At 68.3% G+C, this 22,423-nt stretch carries 15 protein-coding genes and 2 pseudogenes; 11 read left to right on the forward strand and 6 right to left on the reverse strand.

Annotated elements, in window-relative coordinates; all coding sequences use genetic code 11:
- Window positions 1–2,633: 2,633 nt before the first annotated feature.
- Window positions 2,634–3,857 (reverse strand): hypothetical protein, encoded by a 1,224-nt coding sequence (locus OG802_RS15165; RefSeq protein WP_329410963.1) that lies wholly within the window; start codon window positions 3,855–3,857, stop codon window positions 2,634–2,636.
- A 168-nt stretch (window positions 3,858–4,025) separates the two neighbouring features.
- On the opposite strand from OG802_RS15165, the gene OG802_RS15170 reads away from it, so the two are divergent.
- The 5 genes and pseudogenes from OG802_RS15170 (at window position 4,026) to OG802_RS15190 (ending at window position 10,710) form a co-directional block, all read left to right on the forward strand.
- Entirely contained in the window at window positions 4,026–4,856 is an 831-nt protein-coding gene (locus OG802_RS15170) for an AbiTii domain-containing protein (protein ID WP_329410964.1), read from the forward strand.
- Window positions 4,853–5,638: an AbiTii domain-containing protein gene (locus OG802_RS15175; protein ID WP_329410967.1), complete on the forward strand. Its 786-nt coding sequence runs from the start codon at window positions 4,853–4,855 to the stop codon at window positions 5,636–5,638. The genes OG802_RS15170 and OG802_RS15175 overlap by 4 nt, the downstream gene beginning before the upstream one ends.
- Window positions 5,639–6,236: 598 nt before the next feature.
- Window positions 6,237–9,692, forward strand: a complete 3,456-nt coding sequence (locus tag OG802_RS15180; protein WP_329410969.1) for an NACHT domain-containing protein — start codon at window positions 6,237–6,239, stop codon at window positions 9,690–9,692.
- 93 nt (window positions 9,693–9,785) lie between these two features.
- Window positions 9,786–9,993: pseudogene (locus tag OG802_RS15185) on the forward strand (phosphotyrosine protein phosphatase); the annotation flags it as partial.
- A gap of 576 nt (window positions 9,994–10,569) precedes the next feature.
- Complete coding sequence (locus OG802_RS15190; protein WP_329410971.1) at window positions 10,570–10,710, forward strand: hypothetical protein; 141 nt, start codon at window positions 10,570–10,572, stop codon at window positions 10,708–10,710.
- A gap of 163 nt (window positions 10,711–10,873) precedes the next feature.
- Here the strand turns inward: OG802_RS15190 and OG802_RS15195 are convergent, their stop codons facing one another.
- Both OG802_RS15195 and OG802_RS15200 read right to left on the reverse strand, forming a co-directional pair.
- Complete coding sequence (locus OG802_RS15195) at window positions 10,874–14,302, reverse strand: ATP-dependent DNA helicase (protein WP_329410972.1); 3,429 nt, start codon at window positions 14,300–14,302, stop codon at window positions 10,874–10,876.
- Window positions 14,303–14,395: 93 nt separating this feature from the next.
- Window positions 14,396–14,770, reverse strand: coding sequence for a hypothetical protein (locus OG802_RS15200; RefSeq protein WP_329410973.1), 375 nt, complete (start codon window positions 14,768–14,770; stop codon window positions 14,396–14,398).
- 130 nt (window positions 14,771–14,900) lie between these two features.
- Here OG802_RS15200 and OG802_RS15205 point away from each other — a divergent pair.
- Window positions 14,901–16,343: pseudogene (locus tag OG802_RS15205) on the forward strand (UvrD-helicase domain-containing protein); the annotation flags it as partial.
- Window positions 16,344–16,518: 175 nt separating this feature from the next.
- On the opposite strand, the gene OG802_RS15210 reads toward OG802_RS15205, so the two are convergent.
- Window positions 16,519–16,962: a hypothetical protein gene (locus tag OG802_RS15210; RefSeq protein WP_329410976.1), complete on the reverse strand. Its 444-nt coding sequence runs from the start codon at window positions 16,960–16,962 to the stop codon at window positions 16,519–16,521.
- Window positions 16,963–17,150: 188 nt separating this feature from the next.
- Window positions 17,151–17,816: a helix-turn-helix transcriptional regulator gene (locus OG802_RS15215; RefSeq protein WP_329410979.1), complete on the reverse strand. Its 666-nt coding sequence runs from the start codon at window positions 17,814–17,816 to the stop codon at window positions 17,151–17,153.
- A 73-nt stretch (window positions 17,817–17,889) separates the two neighbouring features.
- Here OG802_RS15215 and OG802_RS15220 point away from each other — a divergent pair, with 73 nt between their 5' ends.
- From OG802_RS15220 to OG802_RS15230, 3 genes are all read left to right on the forward strand, one after another.
- A complete protein-coding gene (locus OG802_RS15220; protein ID WP_329410981.1) occupies window positions 17,890–18,741 on the forward strand; it encodes an aldo/keto reductase in 852 nt (283 codons plus the stop codon).
- A 27-nt stretch (window positions 18,742–18,768) separates the two neighbouring features.
- Window positions 18,769–19,395 carry an NAD(P)-dependent oxidoreductase gene (locus OG802_RS15225; RefSeq protein WP_329410984.1) on the forward strand — a complete coding sequence of 209 codons (627 nt, stop codon included), beginning with the start codon at window positions 18,769–18,771 and terminating at the stop codon, window positions 19,393–19,395.
- A gap of 130 nt (window positions 19,396–19,525) precedes the next feature.
- Complete coding sequence (locus OG802_RS15230; protein WP_329410987.1) at window positions 19,526–20,020, forward strand: tautomerase family protein; 495 nt, start codon at window positions 19,526–19,528, stop codon at window positions 20,018–20,020.
- Between the two features lie 27 nt (window positions 20,021–20,047).
- Here the strand turns inward: OG802_RS15230 and OG802_RS15235 are convergent, their stop codons facing one another.
- A complete protein-coding gene (locus OG802_RS15235; protein ID WP_329410989.1) occupies window positions 20,048–20,632 on the reverse strand; it encodes a TetR/AcrR family transcriptional regulator in 585 nt (194 codons plus the stop codon).
- 129 nt (window positions 20,633–20,761) lie between these two features.
- On the opposite strand from OG802_RS15235, the gene OG802_RS15240 reads away from it, so the two are divergent.
- Together OG802_RS15240 and OG802_RS15245 are read left to right on the forward strand one after the other, a co-directional pair.
- Window positions 20,762–21,193 carry a tautomerase family protein gene (locus OG802_RS15240; RefSeq protein WP_329410991.1) on the forward strand — a complete coding sequence of 144 codons (432 nt, stop codon included), beginning with the start codon at window positions 20,762–20,764 and terminating at the stop codon, window positions 21,191–21,193.
- The gene (locus OG802_RS15245) at window positions 21,186–22,196 is read left to right on the forward strand and encodes a zinc-dependent alcohol dehydrogenase (RefSeq protein WP_329410993.1); all 1,011 of its coding nucleotides are present in this window, start codon (window positions 21,186–21,188) and stop codon (window positions 22,194–22,196) included. The genes OG802_RS15240 and OG802_RS15245 overlap by 8 nt, the downstream gene beginning before the upstream one ends.
- Window positions 22,197–22,423: the final 227 nt, after the last annotated feature.

Here is a 22,423-nt window from a genome sequence, read left to right on the forward strand (position 1 = left end):
GGTGACCAGAAGACGGAACTCGGGATTCAGCCCGGTCTCACGGATGCTCCGCCCATGCGGAGGTAACCCGTCGGCCATCTGTGAAGCTGTCCGAGTCAACGTGTCCATTCTGTATGGTAAAGGTCACTGCCTGTGGTGCGTCACCATTGCCCCGAGCGCGTGTGCTCCTCGTGCGAGGAGGTCTCTCGCCCTTCACCAGACCTGCGGCCGCCTGGATCCCATCTGCTCTGCATGGCGCGGAGGTCACCCGGTTCCGGCGGTATGCCCGACACCGGCGTTGGTGGCTGCTCCGCATCCGCGGAGGTCACCCGATGTCACGGGCGCCGGATGAGGAAGCCGCAGGCTGCTGGACGCGATGCAGCCCATATATGCTGAGTCTGCTCCACACTAGCGGCGTTCACCAGGAGAATCAGGCAGTCTGAACAGGCCACCCGCGCGAGGCGGTCCTCACAAACGAGATGTGATCTCCTTCGAGCCGCAGAGGTCACGCGCCGCTACGTTGCCACATCAGTGGAAGTCGGCCGGTTGCCCGTATCAGGTACCGGGTGAAGTACCGGAATGCTCCGCACCAGCGGAGGTAGCCCGTTTGCAGTCGGCGTCTTGAACAGATTCTCTGCCTCAGCTCCGGATACGCGGAGGTAGACCGATGATGCAGCGCGCACATGCAGGTAGCCGTACGGCCGCTCCGCATACGCGGAGGTAGGGGCAGATTCTCGATTCCCTGACAGCGGGTGGTTGTCTGCCCACCATGCGGAGGTCGCCCGATCAAATTCTCCTCACTCGGGCGGCGTAGGAGAGTCTGCTCCGCACCTGCGGAGGTCCTCCGAAGCTCACCGCGTACACCGAGATTCCCGACGAGGATGCTCCGCATTTGCGGAGGTCACCCGGGAAACGCACCGCAGGCCACGGGCCTGTTCACATCCGCTCCGCGCCTAGTGAAGTCACCCGGCGTGCGCAACGGCGCCGATCAGGGCGCCGATGTCCGCTCCGCACACGCGGGCTACAGAACCGAGTTCGCCCGGTTCCTGACGCAGCTGACGTCTGCTCTGCACCCGCGGAGGTCGCCCGTATCCGTCGGGGTAGTGGGTGCCTGGGGTGAAGTCTGCTCCGACCCCACGGAGGTCCCACGTAGTTCTCTTCGCGGGCGCTTCTGAGCCGCTGGCCGGCTCCGCGCATGCGGAGGTAGCCAGACGCCCACCGCCAACCTAGCGGGGAACGGTGCGTCCGCTCTGCGTCCCGCAGAGGTCACTCGGAGGACGACCACTCCGTAGACGCGCTCCGGTACGTCTGCTCCGTGCCCGCGGAAGTCACCTGCGGGCCACCTCGAACTGGACTCCGCTGCTCGTCGTTCGCTCCGCGCCCGCGGAGGTTACACGCAGAGGGTGGAGGCGAGGAGTTGCGGCATCGTGCTCTGCACGAGCTGAGGTACCCAGATCCCCGGGATCATCGCGGCCACCCCGACAGACTTTGCTGTGCACTCGCGGAGGCGCGTTTGGTAACCCCTTGATGACTGGACCGTGTGCTCCGTGCCCGCGGAGGTCAACCGCCGCCGTAACCGGCGCATAGCTCAAGGATCAGGACTTCTCCGCACGCGCGGAGGTCACCCGCTTCAGATCATGCAGCAGGCTGCCTACGAGCAGTTCGCTCCGCACTTGCGGAGGTAACCCACCTTCGCGATTCTTCACGGGGCTCACGTGGAGCATCGCTCCGCACCCGCAGAGGTAACTCCGATGCCTTCGGCAACACACTCATCGTGGCTCTGTTCGCTCTGCGCCCGTGCAGGTCATCCGGCTTGGCCTACTGCAACGTGACCACTCCGTCTGTTCCGCGCCTTCGGAGGCCATCCGCCGTGGTGGTTACCGGACGCGGTGACGGGTGGTGTCTGCTCCGTGCCCGGAGGCGACCCGGAAATGCTGTTGCAGTCGATGCCGATCCTGCGGTCTGCTCCGCACTCGCGGAGGTCATCGGTAGGTCCGGCCTCCGTTGGCGGCACGCTTGATACGGCCTTGAAGCTAGTCGGAAAGCGGAGCTACGCCAGAGGTAGCGAACGCACTGGTTAGCAGCCTCTTTTGCGTGAGCGATGCGTGAGCGGACGGCGTAGCACGAGCCGTCACGAGGCAGATCGCCCGTCTCCGTGAATGTGCCATGACCGGGTGGTTTCGGAGCCGGAAGTACCATCCGGAACCACCCGGCAAGCCTTGGCCAGGACTTTTAATCCATTGGGTGTCCGTTCGATTCCCACAGGTTTACCGGACGGAACCGCAGGCAAACGTTCTGACTCACGGCTTCTTTCGTTCACGGAGTGTCGGAGGACCAGGGTCGCCGTCGCCGCTGCGTCGCACGCAGGCACTGGAGAAGAACCGCAGTTACCGGGAGACCCAGTTGTCCGACCGCCTCAAGCGAGATGCAACGGAGGGCCAGCCGGTCAGGAGCTGAGTAACGACGCGTGGTCCGGTGTGGGCAGAGACGGCCAGTTCGTTGAGGACCGTGACGTCGATGCGGTTCGCCTCCAGGTGATGAAAGGCGAGTTCGTCGACAACGGTGAGGACCTCTCACCGAAGGTGCCGCATTGCAGTCTGGCTCCCCATGGACCGTCAACTGCCAGGAAGGGTTACCGCTTGTTGGCCAGCAGGTCAATCGGCATGGGGCATCCTTTGTTGCAAAGCATCGCCTACAGCCGAAACGGCCTCGCTCAGTCGACGGAACACCTTGGTGGGGAGAGCGAGCCGTCTGATACCTCGCTCAAGCGGCTCGCGCATATGGCGCTCGCAGACGACGAAATCCGCGTACCCGGCCGCACAGGACAAATAGATCATGTCCGTAAGGTCGTTCCTCCTCCAGTGCGTGCCCTTGTTGAGGTGCCGGTTGTGAAGCATCTCGCGGTAGAGCCCCGATGCAGGCAAGGCACCGAAGCCCTTCATGGGCTGCTTCTCAGCCCACTGCTGGAGTGCTTGCGGGGACACTCCCGCCGCGCGTGCTCCCTCTGCCAGTTCGCGCTTGAAGTCATCGAGGAGGAGGACGTCAATCGATCGACGCTTCTGCTGCGCGTCCCGATCCTGAACGTCGAGCCAGTCACTGAACCGCTGATTCGCCTCTGCCCACCCGGTATCAGGACCGGGCTCGAGATGTTCAGCGTCGAGCATGACGTCGATGTAGTTGCTTGCAGACGTCAGGGACACCAACCGGAAGGCGTCGTCGGCCGAGAAATCCGACGGCGGCGTGTACGGCGTCACACCGCGCGACGGCGCGTGGAGCGCGTTCGGGGCCAGTGTGAACACGGAAGACGCTCGGGCGCTGTCGGCCTCGCCCTTCCAACAACGGAACATCTCAAGGATCTCGTCTTCACGCACCTGCAAGGGATCTCGCATCTGCCAGCCTCTACTCAGCTGCAGAATGGTCAGGCCAAGGCTGTACCGCTTGTCCGACACCGACCACTTGGTCGTCTCGTAGTAGTGGCCCGCCGAGGCCGGCATGACGATCCGCCTGTTCCGAACCCACTCCGCCAACTGCTCAGCAGCTGCGAGGTCTTCTCCGCTCACCGCGTCTCCACCTTGCAGAGCCTCGCTGACGGGACGCCACATGTTCTGGTCCAGATACACGACAAGTCGGTGGTCCAGCTGGTCAGTTGAACCCCGAACAGGCAGTTCGAAGGCGATGTCGTCACCGTTGCGTGTGACAGCAAGCAAGCCACGCATGGGCGGCGAATAGTGTATCCGGGCCAAAAGGCTTGTATCAGCAAACATCGGGTGAGTCAGGGGTTCCCTGGCTTCCTTGTTGTCTGAACGCGTCAGAACCACCGAGGACGTCTCGCGGTCGATGGTCATCATCACGACGAAGGGATCGCTCTTCTGGTTCACCACAGCATCGTGCAGGCGCGACACCAGCACGTCCAAGTGCTTTGCCGGCGCCACACGGGCGGGCCGCTGCCATCGCGGCGACGGACCCATGCGAGCAAGCCTCAGGTAGCCAGCCCAACGCAGTGCAGTCGACAGGTGTTGTCAGTGGGGCAGTACAGACTGGACGCCGTGACGACACCCGACGTCCGCGGGCTGGAACAGCTTGAGCGCACTGTCCTGGACGAGACCGCCTCCCTCGCGTCCGCCCTCCGGCGCTGCCTGATGCTCGCTGGTTACGCCCGCCACGAGGATCTACGCGCATGGGCGCTCAAAGAGCTGGAGGGGTACGCACCGACCGATGAGCTGCCCTCGTACCGGAAAGTGCCGGCCGCGCTGGAAGTCATGGTCGATCTCTACCTCCCGGGTCAGATCATTCGAGGCAACACCCAACGGATCAGCCCGAACCAGCTTCCCGAGCACGCTCGTGATCGCGGCATCGGAGAGAGCGCACCGATCCGGCAAGGAGTCCGGGAACTTGAAGCACTCGTCGCCCACGGTGAGAGAGCATTGCACCTGAGCCCGCCCGGCTCGGCCGACTACGTCCTGCTGATGACACGGGAGCAACACCAGCAGGGAAACGAGGGCTCCCACATCACGTCCTTGCACTGGAACATCTCCCTCGCCAGCATCGCGGGCACCCTCGATCACGTCAGAACCCGTCTTACCCAGTTCGTCGCGGAAGTGAGGGCAGCCATGCCTCCCGGGCAGCAGAACCCCAACCCCGACCAGATCGACTCGGCCGCGCAGCAGGCCCTCAACGTCACGGGAGGCGACGGATCAACCTTCAACATCGTCGCGCCGAACGCGAAGGCGGACCGCGGCGGCACCGCGAGCGCCAACGTCAATGAGCCCGCGCCCACGACTCCCCAGCCCTGGTGGCACCGCACCTCGGTCATCTGGGGCGCCATCGCGGCAGTAGGTACGGTCGCCGGCGTCATCGCCACCGTGGTCGTGAAGTGAGACTCCGCCGGAGCCGCCTCGACCGGCTGGAGGACGACGTCCTCGACGAGAGACGTCCACTCGCCCCGACCCTGCGCCAGGTGATCGCCCTGGGCGGGCACGCCCACTCCGAGCCACTGAGGGCCTGGGCGCTACGTGAACTCCAAGGCTACGAGGGCACCGACGTTCCGATTCCCGAGTATCGGCGCATCACAGCGCCTCTGGTCATGGACGGCCTTGCCGGGATGTACAAGTTCCGGGAGCAGCCGGTCAGCATGTTCGACCTCCCGGACTTCGCCCGTGACAGCCTGGGCGACGAAATCCGGTTCGGACAGGGCGTCGGACAGATCGAGTCGCTCCTTGCCAGAAATCCAGGGGAGATCGTACGGCTCAGTCCGGCAATGGCTGCCGATCTGGCCGTGTTCATGAACGAGAACTCCCCCAGGCAGGTGTTCAGGTTGTATTGGGCTGTACATCCGTCGGCATTGGAAGGCGTTCTCGATCAGGTTCGCACCCGGCTCGTCCAACTGGTCGGGGAACTGCGGGCCTCAATGTCGCATGGTCAGCAGGACCCGACTCCTACCCAGGTTGCACAGGCCCTCCAGAACATCAACATCGTGACAGGCGACAACTCCTCGGTGACTGTCACTGCACCCGTCGCCGTCGCGCACCAACGCGGATCAGCACGAGCAGAGATTGCTAGCGGCCCGGAGCAGCCCTTTCCGCGAGCAGCGGTCGTATGGACGATCTCGATCGCGCTCCTTGCGGTTGCCGCCATCACCGCTCGGGGCATGTGGCCCTGATCCCAGCCGATCCACGAGGGCACATCCAGGGCACATGAGCCTGGGAAACGGTGTTGACCCGTGAGAACTACGGAGAGCAGTTTCCCCAGGTCAACGCACATTTCCCTGCGAAACCACAGGTCAGCCCCCTCCCACTCCCATTCGCTGCACAAGTGGCAAGACAGCTCTCCGCCACCAGCAGGGTGAACCGCCCCGGTTCTGATGGAAGCTCCGATGTGTTTCGTGCTGATGCCCGGCCAGGCACGGTAGACGGCGGGCAGGAGCCCAGGCTGCGGAACGCTGGCCATGGCTCGTGCGTCACGGTGCCGGTCCGGGCGGACGCTGCTCGCGCCCGGACTTTTCCAGGACGGAGACCACGAGGGTTCAAGCGCCCGAACCCGAACCGCCCTTGTCTTGCCCCGCCTCTCGGTGTGACGTCTTACCATGGGGCGGTGCTCCGCCAGAGGTCAGGAGCAAGCGGTGTGGGTCGGTCGGGCGGAGTGCGGTCGGTGTGAGCAGGGCGGGGCAGGCTGGGGAAGTCGGCAGTGTCTTTCGGTGCGAGCTGGCCGCGCACTTGGCAGTGCACGGGCTCCGTGGCCGCACGGTGTCGGGGCTGGACGTGCCCGCAGGAGTGTGGCCCGTCCGGCTGGATTTCGAAACCAGCGACCCAACCGACGACATCCGTGTCACCTTCTCCGACGGACGCCACGCCTACGTATCCGCGAAGCGGAAGATCGACCGAGGCCGTCCGATAGAAGAGACGCTGACAGGGTGGGTGGAACAAGTTCCGACGCTCGGTCCCGACGATCTTCTGGTTATCGCCGGCGAGGAACTCATCGGGCCGGTAAAGCACCTCGACCGGGCTCTGCGACGCCACCGTGCGGGCCTGCCCATGGAGACTGGCGACGAGTCCAGGGCCCTCGCCCTCCTCATCGACCGGCTTCCGTCGCAGGTCCGCAGGCTTGTCCTTGACCGGGCGCGTGTCCTCCATCTGCCCGGCTCGACCGGACCGGCACCGCACCGGGACCTCCTAGCGGCCCTGATGGACTTCGTCGTCGCGGACACACAGGGACACCGTGCCGTGAGTGCCCTGACCGACCTCTTCCACCGGCAAGCGGGCGCAGCGCTCGGGAGTTCCGTCGAGGACTGGGTCGCCGCCCTGACCGCCTCGGGGGTGACCGTGCTCCCGGACCAGGGGGGTCCGGTGGCGATGCGTCTGGCCTCCCGTCGGAACGCCGTCGACTCGTATCGCACCCGGCTTACAGCGGAGGCCGGACGGATCGACCTCAGCCTGCTCGCCGATGACCTCCCGCCCCTCGTCGTCGACGACCTCATCGGCGGCCTCCGGATCGACGTGGAGGGCGAGCGCACCTCCTCCTTCCTCCTCCAATACCTGAGGCGCTGGCGCCGCATGCTCATCGTGGGGCAACCGGGCTCAGGCAAGTCGGTGGCGGTACGCGAGATCGCAGCCCACTGTGCCAGCCACGCCGACGCCCCCGCGCCGATCCCCGTGTCGCTGCCGCGTCTGCTGAAGGGACAGCCGGGACGCCTAACCCTCGACGGCCTGGTCGATGATGCTGTGGCGGACACCGTGCCGGACGCGGACCGGGGACCGCTCGCCGCGTACCTCCATGAGGAAATCGGCCAAGGGCGCGGGCTCCTCCTCTGCGACGGGCTAGACGAATGCGGGGCGCGCGCGCCGTGGGTCGCGCAACAACTCGAAGAGATTCGAGCGTCTCTGCCCCCCGCCTGCGGGTTCGTGGTCACAACACGGACGAACGCGCAAGGGGCCGCGGCCCGGCTCGGCCTGCCCCGGGTCGAGCTCGCGCCTCCACAGGATCTCGACGCAACGGTGGACAGCATCCTCGTCGCCTGTGCCGAAGCACGGATTCCCAGGCCGGACCGAGCGGTTTTCCTGGCAACGCGACGCGCATGGATCAAGGATGCGAAGAAGGAGCACGCGGATCTGCTCGCGGTGCCGCTGCTCGCCGCTCTGCTCGCCCTCGTCTGCGCGAACGCACCGGATGCCGACCTCCCCAAAGGGCGTGCGGCGTTGTTGCACCGTGCGGTGGAACAGTCCGTGCACCGGTGGGAGCGGCTACGGGGGACACTCGACCCGGCCCGGCCCTGGGCACCCGCCCTGACGACGGGCATGCTCCTCGACGGGTTCGTCACGCTCGGACGACTCCTCGACGGCGAGGCGACCCCTCCGGCGGGACGCGCCCTCGAGTCACTGACCGGCATGCTACGGGACCCGCTGGGATGGGCCATGCCGCCCGCCGCAGCCGGCGAGGTGGCGGACCACGTGCTCCGGTTCTGGGACGAGCACGTCGCCGTGTTCGTGGTGAACGGCGCGGGCGAACTCACCGCCCGCAGCAAGGTCTTCGCTGAGATCGCAACGGCCATGTGGGCACGGTCGTGCGGGGCCGAGGAACTGAGGGACTGGCTGCGCCACGCCCTCGTCCACACGGACTCCGACGGAGCTATCGCACTCGCCGCCGGACTCGATTCCCGTACGGCTGAGGCTCTGCTCGACGTCGGCGAGACACAGCGGGAGGCCACTCTCATGGTGGCTGACCTCGCGGCGCGCGGTGTCGTGACTCTTTCCGACGGCGAACTGGAACGGGCCCTGGGCCAGCTCACGGACGGTGCTCTCGGCGCGCTTGCGGGCGAGCCGGTACTCCCGCGTGGCCCTGGCAGACCCCCGGAGTTCTTCCCGGCGCTGTGGGACAAGACGCGTGATGCGGGGCCCTGGCCCTTCGTGGAGGCCGCGTGTCTGCTGGCCCTGCCCTCGACATCGCGGCGTCGGCGGGCGGACCTTGTGGAACTGTCCGAGCTCGATGACACCGCCGAGTCGATCGCCCGGGCCCTCTGTGCGCTGACGGACGCCCGCACGGACGCAGCCCCCTTGGGCGAAGCTGAGATCGACGCGCTCCGCGCGGTGCTGGCGCTTCCCCTGCCGCAGGACTCCGAGATGGTGCAGAAAGGGCGGCGCAGTTGGGAGATGGTCGGTGGCAGCCGCCTCACACCAGGGCTTGAGCAGGTCGCCCTAGGCGCGGCCGAGCACCTGGGAGAGCTTCCCGACGACGCGGGCGAGCACGTGTTCGCCCTCGCGATGCACACGCCTGGGTACGTCGCCGAGAGGATCTACGCCGTACTCGCACGCGCGGGATTCGACACGAGTCGGCGTTGGGGGAACATCGCCGCCCAGCTGCGAGACTGGGCATCCGGCGCCCGGGACGACAGAGCGGCTCTCCTCTCGGACCTCGTGTCACTCCACGGCCCGTGCTCGGAGTCCACAGGCGGGGACTTCTGGTCGCTCACCGCCCTCGGCGACCTTCTCGCGGTGACCGGATACTCCGATTCCCCAGCGAACGAGATCGACCGCGCCCTCGCCCACGACAGCGCGGCGGAACGCCGGGCGTGGCTCGACGCGATGGCCGACGCGTACGGCATCGACAAGGCGGCCGTGGCCACCCAGGCTCGTCACCTCCAGCAGATCACCGCGCCCGATGCCCTGCTGGACGAATGGCTCGTCGCGGGCACACGGCCGCTGGTCAAGCCCTCGCCCATCCCCGGCGTCGGGCAGGTCCTCACGGACGCCCAGCAGACGGCGTTGCTGGCGTGCCTGGAAGCGGACTCCTCGTGGATGGCGTGGTCGGCGGCGAACGTGCTGATCAACCTTGAGGGAGGTCGCGTTCCGTGGGACGGTCAGGAGCTGTTCGACAGGGACATGACCCATTGGCCTCGCCACCGGGCGGCCCTATTCCACGCCGTCGCCATCATGACCTCAGGCGATCGGCGCCCTTCGCTCCTGGCACGGGCTGCTTCCTCGGAGTCGGCAGACCACCGAGTGGCGGCGAGAATACTGATCTCTGCCGTACCGCGCCTCGACCCCAACGGTTCGATCGTGGAGGCGCTGCGCCGGGACGCCGACCTGTCGGTCCGTCCGAAGGACGCGCATCAAGCCACGCCCGCCCCGACGCACTGGAGTTGCAACCACTGCCGGACTGTCCAGGCCCTCGACACCGAGGACTGTCCGGGGTGTGACGACGGTGTGCGCCCTCGGCCCTGAGGGGTGAGTCAGGAACAAAACCACGCGCGACGTGTCAGGCGAAGGCGACCACCGCTAGATGGAGCGGCGGTCACGCGGAGGCCACCAATCATGATCCTCACCGTTGACGCGGTGAAGGAATCCGACGTGTGCGTCACGATGGGTTGCGGCGACACCTTCACCAGCAAGCGCTACCTGACTGGAAGCTGGACGACTCCGCCGGCCAGGGCGTCGAGGCTGCATATCCCATCCGCGACAAGATCAAGACGGTCGCGCACCTAATCACCGGGATCACGCCGGCGAACCGGAGGCCACAGCGTAAGCGCCACACGCGCGGCAGCGACCGGATCGGTTGGCCAAGCACAAGCCGACAACGGCGGCTCTTGCCGGTGTGTTTCGGGGTGCGGATCCCCGATGCCTTCCGGAACACATGCAGCACATATGCGGCCGAGAAGCGCTGCGAACACGCGAGAACCGGCAAAGCGTGTTTCCGCAGCCCAACCGTTCTTCGTCGATAGTTTTCGCAGGTCACAGCCCCGCCCAGGGAAAACTCCTAAAGCGGGTGTCGCAGGTTCGAATCCTGCCGGGGGCACCGTGCCTGACCAGGCATGATGCATCAGAAAGGCCCCTCGGAAGTGATCTCCGAGGGGCTTTTTGAGTCGGCATGGGAACGAATGGGAACGCGCCGTCAGGCAGCGTCCGGCGTGGGAATTTGGACAAATCCCCTGGTTTCGTCCCCCTCTCACGCGGCAGTCGTCGGCACGCCCCCGTCGACCTCGATGCCTCGATCCCGACAAGGAATCCGCGGTCGTCCTTTACAACGTCCTCTCCGATCGCCCAGCTGTACGAGCAGGGCCTGGTCCACCATGTTGGGGCGCACGTAGCCCTGGAGGACCAGATGGTCACCTGGGTCGTCGGCATGGACAGCGCTGACCACATGGACGCCGCGGTCCACGGATTGACGGAACTCACCGACCCCGACCAGCTCGCCGCCGTCGCCGGCCACATCCACGATGACCGCCTCGGCGGACGCCGATAACCCCCGGAAACGGCCCCATATAGGCCAACGGCCCAGCCGGGGCACCCGATCGGCCCTGGCTGACAGCCTTCCGGGCCATGCCGATCAGGGGGAGTACGGCCGTCACTGCGCGGCCGTCGGCGCTGGCGTGAACCTGCAGGGCGCGGGAGCGAACTGAAGAACTCTATTGCCCATTACCCACCTCAGAGGGGCCAAGAGCGATGTCTGCGTTCTCGCCACCCCAGCCAGCCGGGCTGCGCCAGATGACATTGACACGGAAGACGTCGCGAATCGTGTCTACAGACCAGTCCTCGGCGGGCGGTTCGGGGAGAACAAGGTAGAGGCCGTCGGCCGGAGCGGGCAGCGTGTGGTTGATCTCGAGCAGGCGGGTCGCACCCGATCGCAGGTCCGCGTAGGCGGAGCAGCCTGCGCCCAGGGCCTCGTAGAGGAAGAGACCGTGCTGGGTGACGCAGCTGACGTCGACGACTGGTGAGTCGACCGGCTGGAGGTCCGCCCAGAGGAGTGACGCCTTCAGCGCATGACGAACCGCTTCGTGCTTCTTGCACGCGCGGTCGGCGCCGGCGGCCGTCTCGAGCGCGTGAAGGAAGCCGTCTTTCGTGTTCACAGCCAGCGTTGCGGCGGTGTCCGCAGTGGTCATCTGCACTTCTTCCTTCTGATCGGGTTGTGTCGGGGCGACGGGGGCCGCGTCGTCGGAGTTCGGCTTCGTAGCTGTGTCGAAGCGCTCCTGGAGCTCTCGCCGCGCTTCAGCGAGCTGTCCCGCCCAGCCGGAAACTGCCAGCCCCTCTGCGAGTCGGCCGACATCGAAGGTGCCCTCCTTGAGCGCACGGTTGGTCGTCGCGGCGAGGTCGCGAAGAGCTCCGAGTCGTTCTCTGTCCGGATCGCCGAGCAGATGAAGCACGTTGACCCAGTCGGCCTGGTCCCGTCGGAGGATGCGGTTGGCCATGCCCTGGAGTTCGGAGAGACGGCTGCGGGCGTCGGGAACGCCGCCGTCGCTCTCGGTCAGTTCTCTGAGAACATCCAGTGCCGCGAGGTAGCGCCCTGCCATCCGCTCCGAAATGGGCGACCGACCGCGCTGGTCGGCGGTGAGCACCGTCTGGGTCGTCTCGTTGGCAAACACCCAACAGTCCAACTTCGCGCCCCGCCGAGGGGGAACCGATCCATGGCGGACGGTGAGGACGAGCGGTCGGTCGATCGCAGGCGACAACGGCTTGACCTTGTAACGACCGCCCGGGGCCCGGTCCACGACCTCGACCCGGACATCGGTACCGATCCGGGGAAGCCTCCCGATTCCGCCGTCCTCCGGCTGGACAGCGGGCACCGTCGGTGCCTGGACGTCCCCGGAAGCGGTGAGCGCCTCCGGCAGCGGGGCGGTATGCAGGACGGTCAGGCTCTGGGTGCTGCGGGTGAGGGCCACGTACAACTGGCGCAGCCCGGCAGGACCGCGGTCGGCGATCGTGGCAGGCTCGACTACCAGGACGTGGTCGTACTCCATGCCCTTGACCTGAGCAGCGGCCAGCACGGAGACGGTCTCGCTGTTCCGCTCGCCGATGTCGCCGTCCTCGGTGATCCTGCGGCTGATGGCGTCCAGCCAGTCCGAGTCGTCGGGAACGATGACGGCCACAGAGCGAGGGGTGCTGCCGTCACTGGTGTCCATAAGTCGGGCCACGTGGGCGACGGTGTCGTCGAGCAGTTTCCACGGCTCGGTCGCGACGGTCCGTACAGCGTCCGCTCCCGCCTCCCGGACAGCCCGCGGGTACGGAAAGGTCGGAGCGATCGTCCGTGCGAGAGGGGCGACGAACTCCATGATCTCGGCGGGGACGCGGTAGCTGGTGGTGAGCTGGGCCACGCTCCAGTCGCCGTGGTCGGAGAGGAGTGCGCCGAGCAGGTCCCAGCTCGTCGGGATGTGGGCGCCTGTCGCCTGCGCGAGGTCGCCCAGGACGGTCATGGAGCCGCCGACGGCGGAGCGCCGCCGCAGGGAGCGGGCCTGCATGGGCGTGAGGTCCTGGGCCTCGTCGACGACGATGTGGCCGTATCGCGGTGGGGTGTCGCCGCTGATCAGCACTCGGAGCTCTTCGAGGCAGACGTGGTCGTCGAGGGTCCATGGATCGTCGTCGGCGCTGGCGGCGCGAGCCCGCAGGAGGGCCGCCTGCTCGTCCTCGTCGAGGATGCCGTCAGCGCAGTCCCGCAGAAGGTCGGCCGAGTCGTAGAGGCTGCGCAGGGCCTCCCGGGAGCCGGGGGACGGCCAGATGCGTTCGACGAGGCGCTCGACCCGGCGGTTGCGTTCCAGGTCGCGGCGGATCGTGCCGGCCTGCCCGCGGCGCGGCGCGATGTCGGCGAGCTCCTGGAGGAGCCGGTCGACGAAGAGGCCACGGAAACGATCGCGCCGCTCCCGGAAGGGCCCCTCGCCGGTGTGGGCCCGCTCGAGGAGAGCGAGGACTTCGGACTTCGGCACGCGGAGGGTCGTACTGCCGGCGGTGACGACGATCGCCGGCTCATCGCCCTCGAAGGAGGGGTCAACGGTGAGGGCGTCGAGAGCCTCAGGGCGGTAGTCGCTCTCGACGCGCCGCCGCAGCACGTCCGCCATGCGTTTGTCCGACTTCACGAGGCGCGCCTTCGGAGAGTCGGCGCCGAGGATCTCGCCCTCCCACAGGCGGTCCAGTTGGACGGCGTTGACGTCCCGGGTGCCGAGGGTGGGAAGGACCTTTCCGACATAGTCGAGGAACCGCTGGTGCGGGCCGATGACGAGGATGTCCTGGGCTTTGAAGTGCTCGTTGTTGACGAGCCAGGTCACCCGGTGCAGGCCGACCGCCGACTTGCCGGTACCAGGACCGCCCTGCACGACGAGGATGTCCGAAGGCGAGCCGGTGACCAGCTCCATCTGGTCACGGCGGATGGTCTCGACGATGTCCCGCATTCGACCGCCGCGCGACCGCTGGAGCTCCCGCAGCAGGAAGTCGTCCGGTTGGAGCGCCTTTCGCCGCTGGCGTTGTACGACATCCCCGGGGGTCGGGGCCGGCATATTCTCCGGGGCGAGGGACGCGTCCATCTCCTCCGCCGCACTGTCGTCGGCGGCCTGACGGGGCTCCGGTACGGCGGCCCGCTCCGGTACGGCGGCGGGCTCAGGTACGGCCAAGGGCACGGAAGCGGGCGTCGGCAGGGAGATCTCGTCGAAGTAACTCTCGACGATCCGCTGTACGCAGCGTAGCTGCCGTCGCAGGACCACCTCGCCCGGGTTCTCGGGCCGGGTCTCGATCCACTTCTTCGCCAGGGGGCTGGTCCACAGCAGGACCACCGGCTCGTGCGAAGCGTCCTGCACACCGCGGCGCCCGATGTACCAGGGGCGGGGGGCTCCTCCCGGGTCCTCCGGCGCATCGACGCGGGAGAAGACCAGGGCTTCGTCGCCGAGCCCTCCGTAGGCCTCTGCGCGGGCCTCCGCCTCGGCCCGGTTGGCGATCCCGTCCTTGCCGCTCGCCGAGGCGGTGGCGGCCGAAGTGCCGCTCAGTTCAGCCAGTTTCGTGGTGTAGCAGTCGTACGCGTGGTCCACCGCCCGCTGCTCACCGGCGAGGATCTCGTCCCGAGTGGTGGTGCTCATGTGCGTCCTCCCTGCGGTGCCAGGGAACACCGCCACGGGCATGTGCCCGTACCCCGCTCAAACAACTATCAGAAACCAGACGGTGACGAACAGTCAGTGGATCAGTTCTCGGACGAGGCCGTCGGCCTCGGTCCGCCAGGCCCTTACCTGGTCGTGCGTGGGCCCGAGCTCGTACAGGTGGTAGTGGCAGCCCAGACTCAGCTGGGACCAGAGGGCCTTCGCCCGTCGGGCCGTCTCCACCGACGCGACGGAGTGCAGGAGGAGCAGCTTGGCGCGCCCCGTGGTGCGGGACAGGCCGGGCGTCGCCGCTTCCAGCACCCGGTCGACGCAGAGCTCCAGCGCGGTCCGCAGCGCCAGGCACGCGCCGCGGTACCGGCCGACGGTGGTGGCGTCGGCGAGTTCGCCGTCGAGGAGGCGGTCGGCCGTGAGCAGCAGACCTTCGACGGAAACGGAGAAACGTGTGGTCACGCGGTCACCTCCGGCTTGCGGATCTTCTGCGCCAGGTTCTCGACGTCCGTGACGAAGCGGTGGGGGTCGGGGATCGAGGTGCCGTCGGGGTGGGCTCCCTTCTGGCACTGCTGGATCAGGGAGCACGCCGGCCTCCGACGAACTGCGCGACATCCTCGACAGCCCGTTTGCCGCCTGGCGGGTCTACCTCCACCCCTCCCAGCACAAGGTCGCCTACCGGGCCAGCTACTCCGGACCGGCGCAGGTGACCGGCGGCCCCGGCACCGGGAAGACTGTCGTCGCCCTGCACCGCGTCAAGCACCTGCTGAAGTTCCTGCGCGACGGCGACCGCGTCCTGCTGACGACGTACACCAACGCTCTCGTCGCCGCACTGCGCACCGGACTCGCCACGCTCATCGAGGACGAGGAACTGCGCGCCCGCGTGGACATCACCACCGTCGACGCCCTCGCCAGCCGCGTCGTCTCCACCTCGCGCCGCCCGCTGCATGGCGGCGAGGAGGAGACCCGCTGGGAGCAGGCCGCCCGGGCCACGGGCTTCACCGGAACGGCCCAGTTCCTGGGCCAGGAGTACAAGCACGTCATCCTGGCCCAGGATCTGCGGAGTCAGGAGGAGTACGAGGCCGCCGACCGGCGTGGGCGGGGTAGCCGCCTCCCGGCCGCCGAACGCCCCCTGGTGTGGCGGACAGTCCGGGAGTTCACCGACCGACTCGCGGCAGACGGTCGGCGCACCTACCTGGGGACGTGCACGGAGGCGGCCGACCTGCTCCGGGCGAACGGTCCGCTGTACCGGCACATCGTCGTCGACGAGGCACAGGATCTGCACCCGGCCCAATGGCGGCTGCTGCGCGCGGCCGCCCCGGCGCGACCCGACGACCTGTTCATCGCCGGCGATCCTCATCAGCGCATCTACGACACGAAGGTCTCCCTGTTGGCCCTCGGCATCAAGGTCGCCGGACGATCCACCAAGATGCGGAAGAACTACCGCTCCACACACGAGATCCTCAGCTGGTCCACCGCCCTCCTCGTCGGCCGTCCCTTCGAGCAACTGGAGGACGACGCCCGCAACGAGACCCTCCTCGGCTACCGTTCGGCCCTGCACGGCAACGGCCCCGAGATCCATGCAGCCGCGTCGGAGGAAGCCGAACTCGACGCGCTCGTCGACCGCGTAAGCGGGTGGACGGAGAACGGCGTGGCTCCGGGCGAGATCGGCGTCACCTCCCGTTTCAACAAAGGCGTCGAGAAGGCGCTCGCCAGGCTGGCGGCCGCCGGTATCCCGGCGGGGAAGTTGAGGGCCGAGGCACCGGAAGGGGCGGACGCCGTCCGTGTCGGCACCATGCACTCGTTCAAGGGCCTGGAATTCCGCTGCGTCGCCGTGACCGGCGTGAACGCGGACGCCCTGCCCGCGCCGAAGGCGGTGACACCTGTTGAGGTGGACCGCCTCCAGCACGAAGCGGACCTCCTGTCCGAGCGCTGCCTGCTGTTCGTGGCTTGCACGCGGGCGCGGGACGGGCTGTATGTGTCGTGGACGGGGGAGCCCAGCCGGTTCTTGACGGAGGCGAAAGTGACTGGCTGACTCAGGGGGTGCAGGGTCGCGCAGCGAGGCAACAGCAGATGAGTGTGACATGCAAATAAATGGGGAACGATCTTCCCCTACCTGGGAAGGCAGCGCAGAGAGCCCGAATATCCCCAGCTCACTGGACCACCCGGTCACGGTAGGGCTACTCGCCGCGTAACCGGCGACGCGGGTGTCAACGTTCACGCCGCAGCGAAACCCGCACATTCGCATCGTCATCACGATCAAGGAACAGGCCCGACCCTTTAATGCTGGTGAGGTACGGAACGCGCACGCCTGCATCGAGAACCTTTGGCTCCCCTGTGCCAGTCGCCAGGTCCAGCTCCGCGACGACCGCCTCCGAGCCGCTGGCCGCCGGCTTCCCCAGGACCGCCCCGTAAGCCGTGCCGTCATCGCGGATCGCGGCGAGCGCGATCGTCTTGCGGTCGCCGTCACCCTCCAGACAGGTGCCCTTGCCTCGCTTCAGATCAAAGACAACTGGTCCGGCTGCCAGGTAGCGGCCGTCCGGCGAAGTAATCACGGGGTAGTCGCGAGCTTCATCGGAGTCCGCGACGTCATGCGCACAGATTCTGGCTGACTCCGCGGAGGCGGCGTCGGTGAGCCCGATCGAGAGGTACATGCAAATTGGCTGATAGGGGCCGTTGTGTGGCGGGGAGCCGACCTTGACCAGGTTCCGCGAGAACTGGTCCGCTTATGCGCGTTGGGGCGTCGGATTCGGGGGTTGCCTTCGTGACCATCGGGCGGGAGGGCCTACGTACCCGCAGCACACATGCGGCTGCGGGCCGACGTGCCGATTGATGCCGGCGATCACCCGCGGATCAGGCCCCACTCGCCCGCGCGTACTCCGGCCTGGAAGCGGGAGTCCGCGTTGAGGGTGACGAGCAGTTCGGCGACCCGGCGGCGGTAGGTGCGCAGCGACATGCCGAGGTCCCGTGCGGCTGTCTCGTCGGTGACGCCGGAGGTCAGGGCGCGCAGGACCCTGTCGGTCCGGGCGTCGATCAGGGGCCGTTGCGGGCTGAGGAAGGCAGCGAGGTCGGTCGCGCTCTCCCACGCGGCTTCGAACAGCGCGTATGCCCCGTCGACCAGGGCCGGTGCGGCGCTCATGGTGTACGTGCGGTGTCCGTGAGCGGCCGTGGCGGACGTCATGGGACTGGTGAGGATCATGGTTCGCCGGTCGATGAAGAAGGTTCCCCGGGACAACGGGGTGGCGGTGATCCTGATGCGCATGCCGTGGGCGGCCATCTCGCGCAGGGCCTCCCGGTCACGCTCGTCGGCGAGCACGGCGGGGCTGTACAGCTTGCGGGCCTGAACCGCCCCGTCACGACGCATCGTCAGGCGGGCGGCCTCGCGGGCGCCGGGCCAGGTGTCGAGGTCGCGGGCGACGTTGACCCATTCCACGTCGTTGGACTCCGTCAAGGGCTTGATCCGCGCCCAGAACTCGAGATCACCGCGAAGCGTCAGGACCTGTGGCATACGTCCATTGTGCCGGTGGCAGCAACATGCCACGGGCTCGTCGGCCGCTGCCGAGCCTCGCAGGCTGGGGCTCATGAGCAATGACTTCCGCCTCGGCGGCGACCTTCCCGTCAACCGGCTCGGCTTCGGCGCCATGCGCCTGCCTTCCAGGGACGGCATGGGCGGTCCCGCCCGCGACCCCGAGGCCGGCCGTGCCGTGCTGCGCCGCGCCGTCGAACTCGGGGTCGACCACATCGACACCGCCGACTTCTACGTCAGCGCCGGCGGTGCGGTGCGAGCGAACACCCTGATCCGTGAGGCCCTGCACCCCTACCCGTCCGGCCTGGTCGTCGCCACCAAGGTGGGCCCGGTCGTCGGCCCCGGCGGCCTCTCCCACGGCGCCCCGGCCGACATGCGCGGCTTTGTCGAAGCCAACCTCGACGGCCTGGGCGTGGACCGTCTCGACCTCGTCTACCTGCGCATCGGCGCCATGGAACCCCCGCACGGTGAGTCCCTCGCCGAGCGCTTCGAGGCGCTCGCGGCGCTGCGTGAGGAGGGCCTGATCCGCCACCTCGGCCTCAGCAACGTCGACACCGGTCATCTCGCGCAGGCTCGCGCCATCGCACCTGTCGCTGCCGTGCAGAACCACGCCGCCCAGGGCGACGAAGCGGACGTCCTGGCCGCATGCGAGGAGTCCGGCATCGCCTTCGTGCCGTTCTTCCCGGTGGGCGGCGGCCGGGGACTCGACGACGAGCGTCTGGCCGGGGTGGCGGCCCGGCACCGGGCCACCGTCCCCCAGATCGGCCTGGCCCGGCTGCTGGCCTCATCGCCGGTGGCCTTGGCCATCCCGGGCACGGGGTCCCTCTCCCACCTGGAGGAGAACATGGCTGCCGCCGCGATCGCCCTCACCGACGAAGACCTCGCCGACCTCGCCGACCTCTCCTGACATCGCACGCGAAAGAAGCCCTCTGTCATGAAGCTGCTGATCCTCGGTGCGACCGGTCCCACCGGTCGCCATGTCCTCGACCTGGCCGTGCGATCCGGCGACTCGGTCACGGCCTTCGTCCGCAATCCGGCGGCCCTGGGTGACCTGGCCGAGCAGGTCGCCACGGTCACCGGCGACGCCACCTCGCACCGCGACCTCGCCGCCGCGGCGGCCGGCCACGACGCGATCGTCTCCGCGCTCGGCAGGGGCAGTTCGGTGCGCGCCGACGGCTTGTTCACGCGCGCCTCTGCGGCCGTGATCGGCGCGGCCGCGGAAGCGGGCGTCTCCCGTCTGGTGTGGCTGTCCTCGTTCGGTGTCGGCCACACCTTCGGCTGGTCGAGCGGCGCGCAGAAGCTGATCTACGGCACGCTGCTGCGGTCGATCTACGCCGACAAGGCGATCGCGGACGAGAGCATCCGCTCCAGCGGGCTGGACTGGACCGTGGTGTACCCGACCAGGCTGACCCATGGCCCCGCCAAGGGCGCCTACCGGGCGGACGACCGGCTGCCGATGAAGGGCAACCCGACCATCAGCCGGGCGGACGTGGCCGCCTTCATGCACTCGGCGGCCCAGGGCAGCGAGTGGATCCACCGCACCGCCGTGATCTCCGACTGAGCGCCCACACCGCCCTCGATGACAGTCGTTCTCTGTGACAGTCGTCCTCTATGACGGTCGTCCTCTATGACGGTCGTTATAGGCGGGTGTAATCTGGCGATCTCTATAACGACTGTCATAGGAGGATGTCATGACGATCATCACCGTGAACGCCCCGAAGGGCCGCCTGGGCCTGGAACAGCGCCGCGAGCTGGCCGAGACGCTGACGGACGCGGTACTGGTGCCCGAGGTGGGACAGCCGGCTCCGGCCGCCCGCGTCGGGTTCCAGGTGCACTTCGTCGAGCGCGAGCGGGACATGATGGCGATCGGCGGACGGCTGCTTTCGGACGCCGACCAGGGACTGGACGTGCTCGACGTGCTCGACGTGATGGTGATCGACGTCGCGGTCATGGACGCCGCCTGGCAGCCGGACGTACGAGGCCAGGTCATCGAGCGCGTCCTCGCCGCACTGGCGGCGGCCTGCGGACTGGAGAAGCCGTCGCCGACGTGGTGGGTCAACTTCCGCGTGATCGACGAGGGCAGCTGGGGCTCGTCCGGGGGCGTGCTGTCCGTCCTCCCGCTCCTCGACAGCGGGGTGTTCACGCAGGAGAGGGTCAAGGCCGTCCGCGCCGCGCTGGGCGCGTGAAGCCCGAGGCGTCGAGCGCGGGCCGACTCAGCCCTTGATCGTGGCGAGGACCAGTGCGTGCAGTTGCTCCGCGACGCGGTCGAGGGGCTCGATGCTGCGCTTGGCGCGGCACATGGCCACGGTCCCCTCCACGGCCGCGACGACGAGGGTGGCGAGCTGGACCGCCTCCTCGCGCCCGGCGCCGTGCTCGCGCAGCGAGGCGGACAGCAGGCCTTCCCATGCGGTGAAGACGTCTGCGGCGGCTGTCACGGCGGGGGACTCCTCGTCAGTGGGCGGCTCCTCGATGGAGACGGCGAGAACCGGGCAGCCCGCCCGGAAGTCACTGTCGACGACGATCTCGCGCCACAGGGCGAGGAACGCCCGCAACCCGGCGACCGGCCCCGCCTCCAGCTCCTTGCGCAGACGGCGCGCGACCCACTCGCCCGTGTAGCGGACGGCCTCGGTGGCCAACTGCTGCTTGCCTTCAGGGAAGTAGTGGTACGTCGAGCCGAGCGGCGCCCTGGCGTGCTTGGCCATCTCACGGATGCTCGTCGCGTTCAGACCACGCCGGCTGATCATGTCGGCCGCACCGGCCACGATCCGCTCGCGCGCCGCCGGGCTGGGCTTGGTCACGTACACGATCCTTTCTGACCCCACTGGCTATAACGGCCGTCATAGTCTAGCGTGACCGTCGTTTATAACGACTGTCATAGACCTGCGTCGTCGAGCGAAGAGCCGAACGAAACGAAGAGAGGTATGCCCATGCCGATGATCCGCCTCACGGCCCCGGCCGGTGCCCTGACCGAACAAGGCCGCCGGAGCATCCAGCGCGACCTCGCCGCCGTACTGCTGCGCTGGGAGGGCGCACCCGACACGGCGTTCTTCCGCGCCCAGGCGTGGAGCTACCTCACCGAACTGCCGGAAGGCGCCCAGACCACCGCCGAGGACGACGCGCCGCGCTTCCTGGCAGAGGTCACCGTCCCGCAAGGAGCCCTGTCCGAGCGCCGCAAGGCGGGCCTGGTCGAGGAGGCGACGACGGCCGTCCTGGCCGCGGCCGGCCTCGGCCCGGACGACGCCCTGCGGGTGTGGGTCCTCGTGCACGAACAGCCCGACGGCACCTGGGGCGCGGGCGGCTCCGTCGTCCGCTACGCCGACCTGACGGCACTGGCGAAGGGGCAGCGCACCGATGCGTGAACTGACCTATGTCGCCAGGCGCACCGTCGAGTGGCGCGAGGCGCCCGACCCGACACTCCGGTCCGGCGGGGAGGCGATCGTCGCACCGGTGGCCGCCACCTCCTGCGACGTGGACTCCTCCATCCTGGCCGGGCACGGTTTCGTCGAGCCGCCCTTCGCCCTCGGCCACGAGTGCGTCGCCCGGGTCGTCGAAACCGGCGACGCCGTCACCGCCGTAGCCCCCGGCGACCTGGTCGTCGTCCCCTGGTCCGTCAACTGCGGTACCTGCGAGCGCTGCCGGGCCGGGCTGACCGCGCACTGCACCGCCGTTCCCTACATGGCGATGTACGGCGCGCCGATCGGCGGCAGTTGGGGCGGGCTCTTCTCCGACCTGGTCCGCGTGCCCTACGCCGACGCCATGCTGGTCCCGCTGCCGGCCGGGCTGGACCCGGTCGCCATGGCGTCCGCCAGCGACAACTGGTCCCTGGCCTGGCGCCTGGTCGCCCCTCACCTCAAGGCCCGCCCCGGAGCACGCGTCCTGGTCGTCGCCCGCGGCAGCATCGGCCTCTACGTGTGCGACATCGCCCGCGCGCTCGGCGCCTCCGAGGTGCTCTACGTCGACCCCGACCCCGAACACCGCACCCTGGCCCGCGCGTTCGGAGCCGCCACCGCCGAATCCCTGGAACCGATCCCCCAGGGCTACGACATCGCCGTCGAGGCCACCGGCCGCGTCGACCAGCTCGGCCTGGCCGTCAAGTCCCTGAGCCCGGAGGGGATCTGCGAGTCGGCGGGCAACCATTTCCGCCCCGGCGAGCTGCCCCTGCTCGACATGTACCTCACCGGCGTCACCCTGCGCGTCGCCCGCGACAACGTACGCGCCCACATCCCCGACGCCCTCGAACTCGCCGCCTCCGGCAAGGTCGCCCCCGAGAAGGTCGTCTCCCACGTCATCGACTGGGAGGACCTGCCGACCGCGCTGCCGGAGAAGCACCTGAAGCCGGTCTTCGTCCGGAACGACGACTGACTCCACCCGGCACTCCCCCCACCGGCCCACCAGCCCACCCCAACCGAGAAGCCCGATGCACACTCCCCTCACCGACCCGCGTCGGACGGAGGCGTACACCAGCGTCCCTGTCCAGGCGCCCCGCGGATGCGCCGACCGGCACGGACTGCGGGCCGGCCATACGGTCACCGACGCGCTTCGGCTCCGACGGGGGGCGTGGCGCCCTCGGATTCGGCGTCGACGTGCGG

The organism is Streptomyces sp. NBC_00704, assembly GCF_036226605.1.
Lineage (GTDB): Bacteria > Actinomycetota > Actinomycetes > Streptomycetales > Streptomycetaceae > Streptomyces.

Excerpts from the sequence above, each read along its gene's own strand:
- OG802_RS15190 (WP_329410971.1), top strand. The coding sequence starts at position 10,570 with ATGGTCACCTGGGTCGTCGGCATGGACAGCGCTGACCACATGGACGCC.
- OG802_RS15195 (WP_329410972.1), bottom strand. The coding sequence starts at position 14,302 with ATGAGCACCACCACTCGGGACGAGATCCTCGCCGGTGAGCAGCGGGCG.
- OG802_RS15210 (WP_329410976.1), bottom strand. The coding sequence starts at position 16,962 with ATGTACCTCTCGATCGGGCTCACCGACGCCGCCTCCGCGGAGTCAGCC.
- OG802_RS15215 (WP_329410979.1), bottom strand. The coding sequence starts at position 17,816 with ATGCCACAGGTCCTGACGCTTCGCGGTGATCTCGAGTTCTGGGCGCGG.
- OG802_RS15220 (WP_329410981.1), top strand. The coding sequence starts at position 17,890 with ATGAGCAATGACTTCCGCCTCGGCGGCGACCTTCCCGTCAACCGGCTC.
- OG802_RS15225 (WP_329410984.1), top strand. The coding sequence starts at position 18,769 with ATGAAGCTGCTGATCCTCGGTGCGACCGGTCCCACCGGTCGCCATGTC.
- OG802_RS15230 (WP_329410987.1), top strand. The coding sequence starts at position 19,526 with ATGACGATCATCACCGTGAACGCCCCGAAGGGCCGCCTGGGCCTGGAA.
- OG802_RS15240 (WP_329410991.1), top strand. The coding sequence starts at position 20,762 with ATGCCGATGATCCGCCTCACGGCCCCGGCCGGTGCCCTGACCGAACAA.
- OG802_RS15245 (WP_329410993.1), top strand. The coding sequence starts at position 21,186 with ATGCGTGAACTGACCTATGTCGCCAGGCGCACCGTCGAGTGGCGCGAG.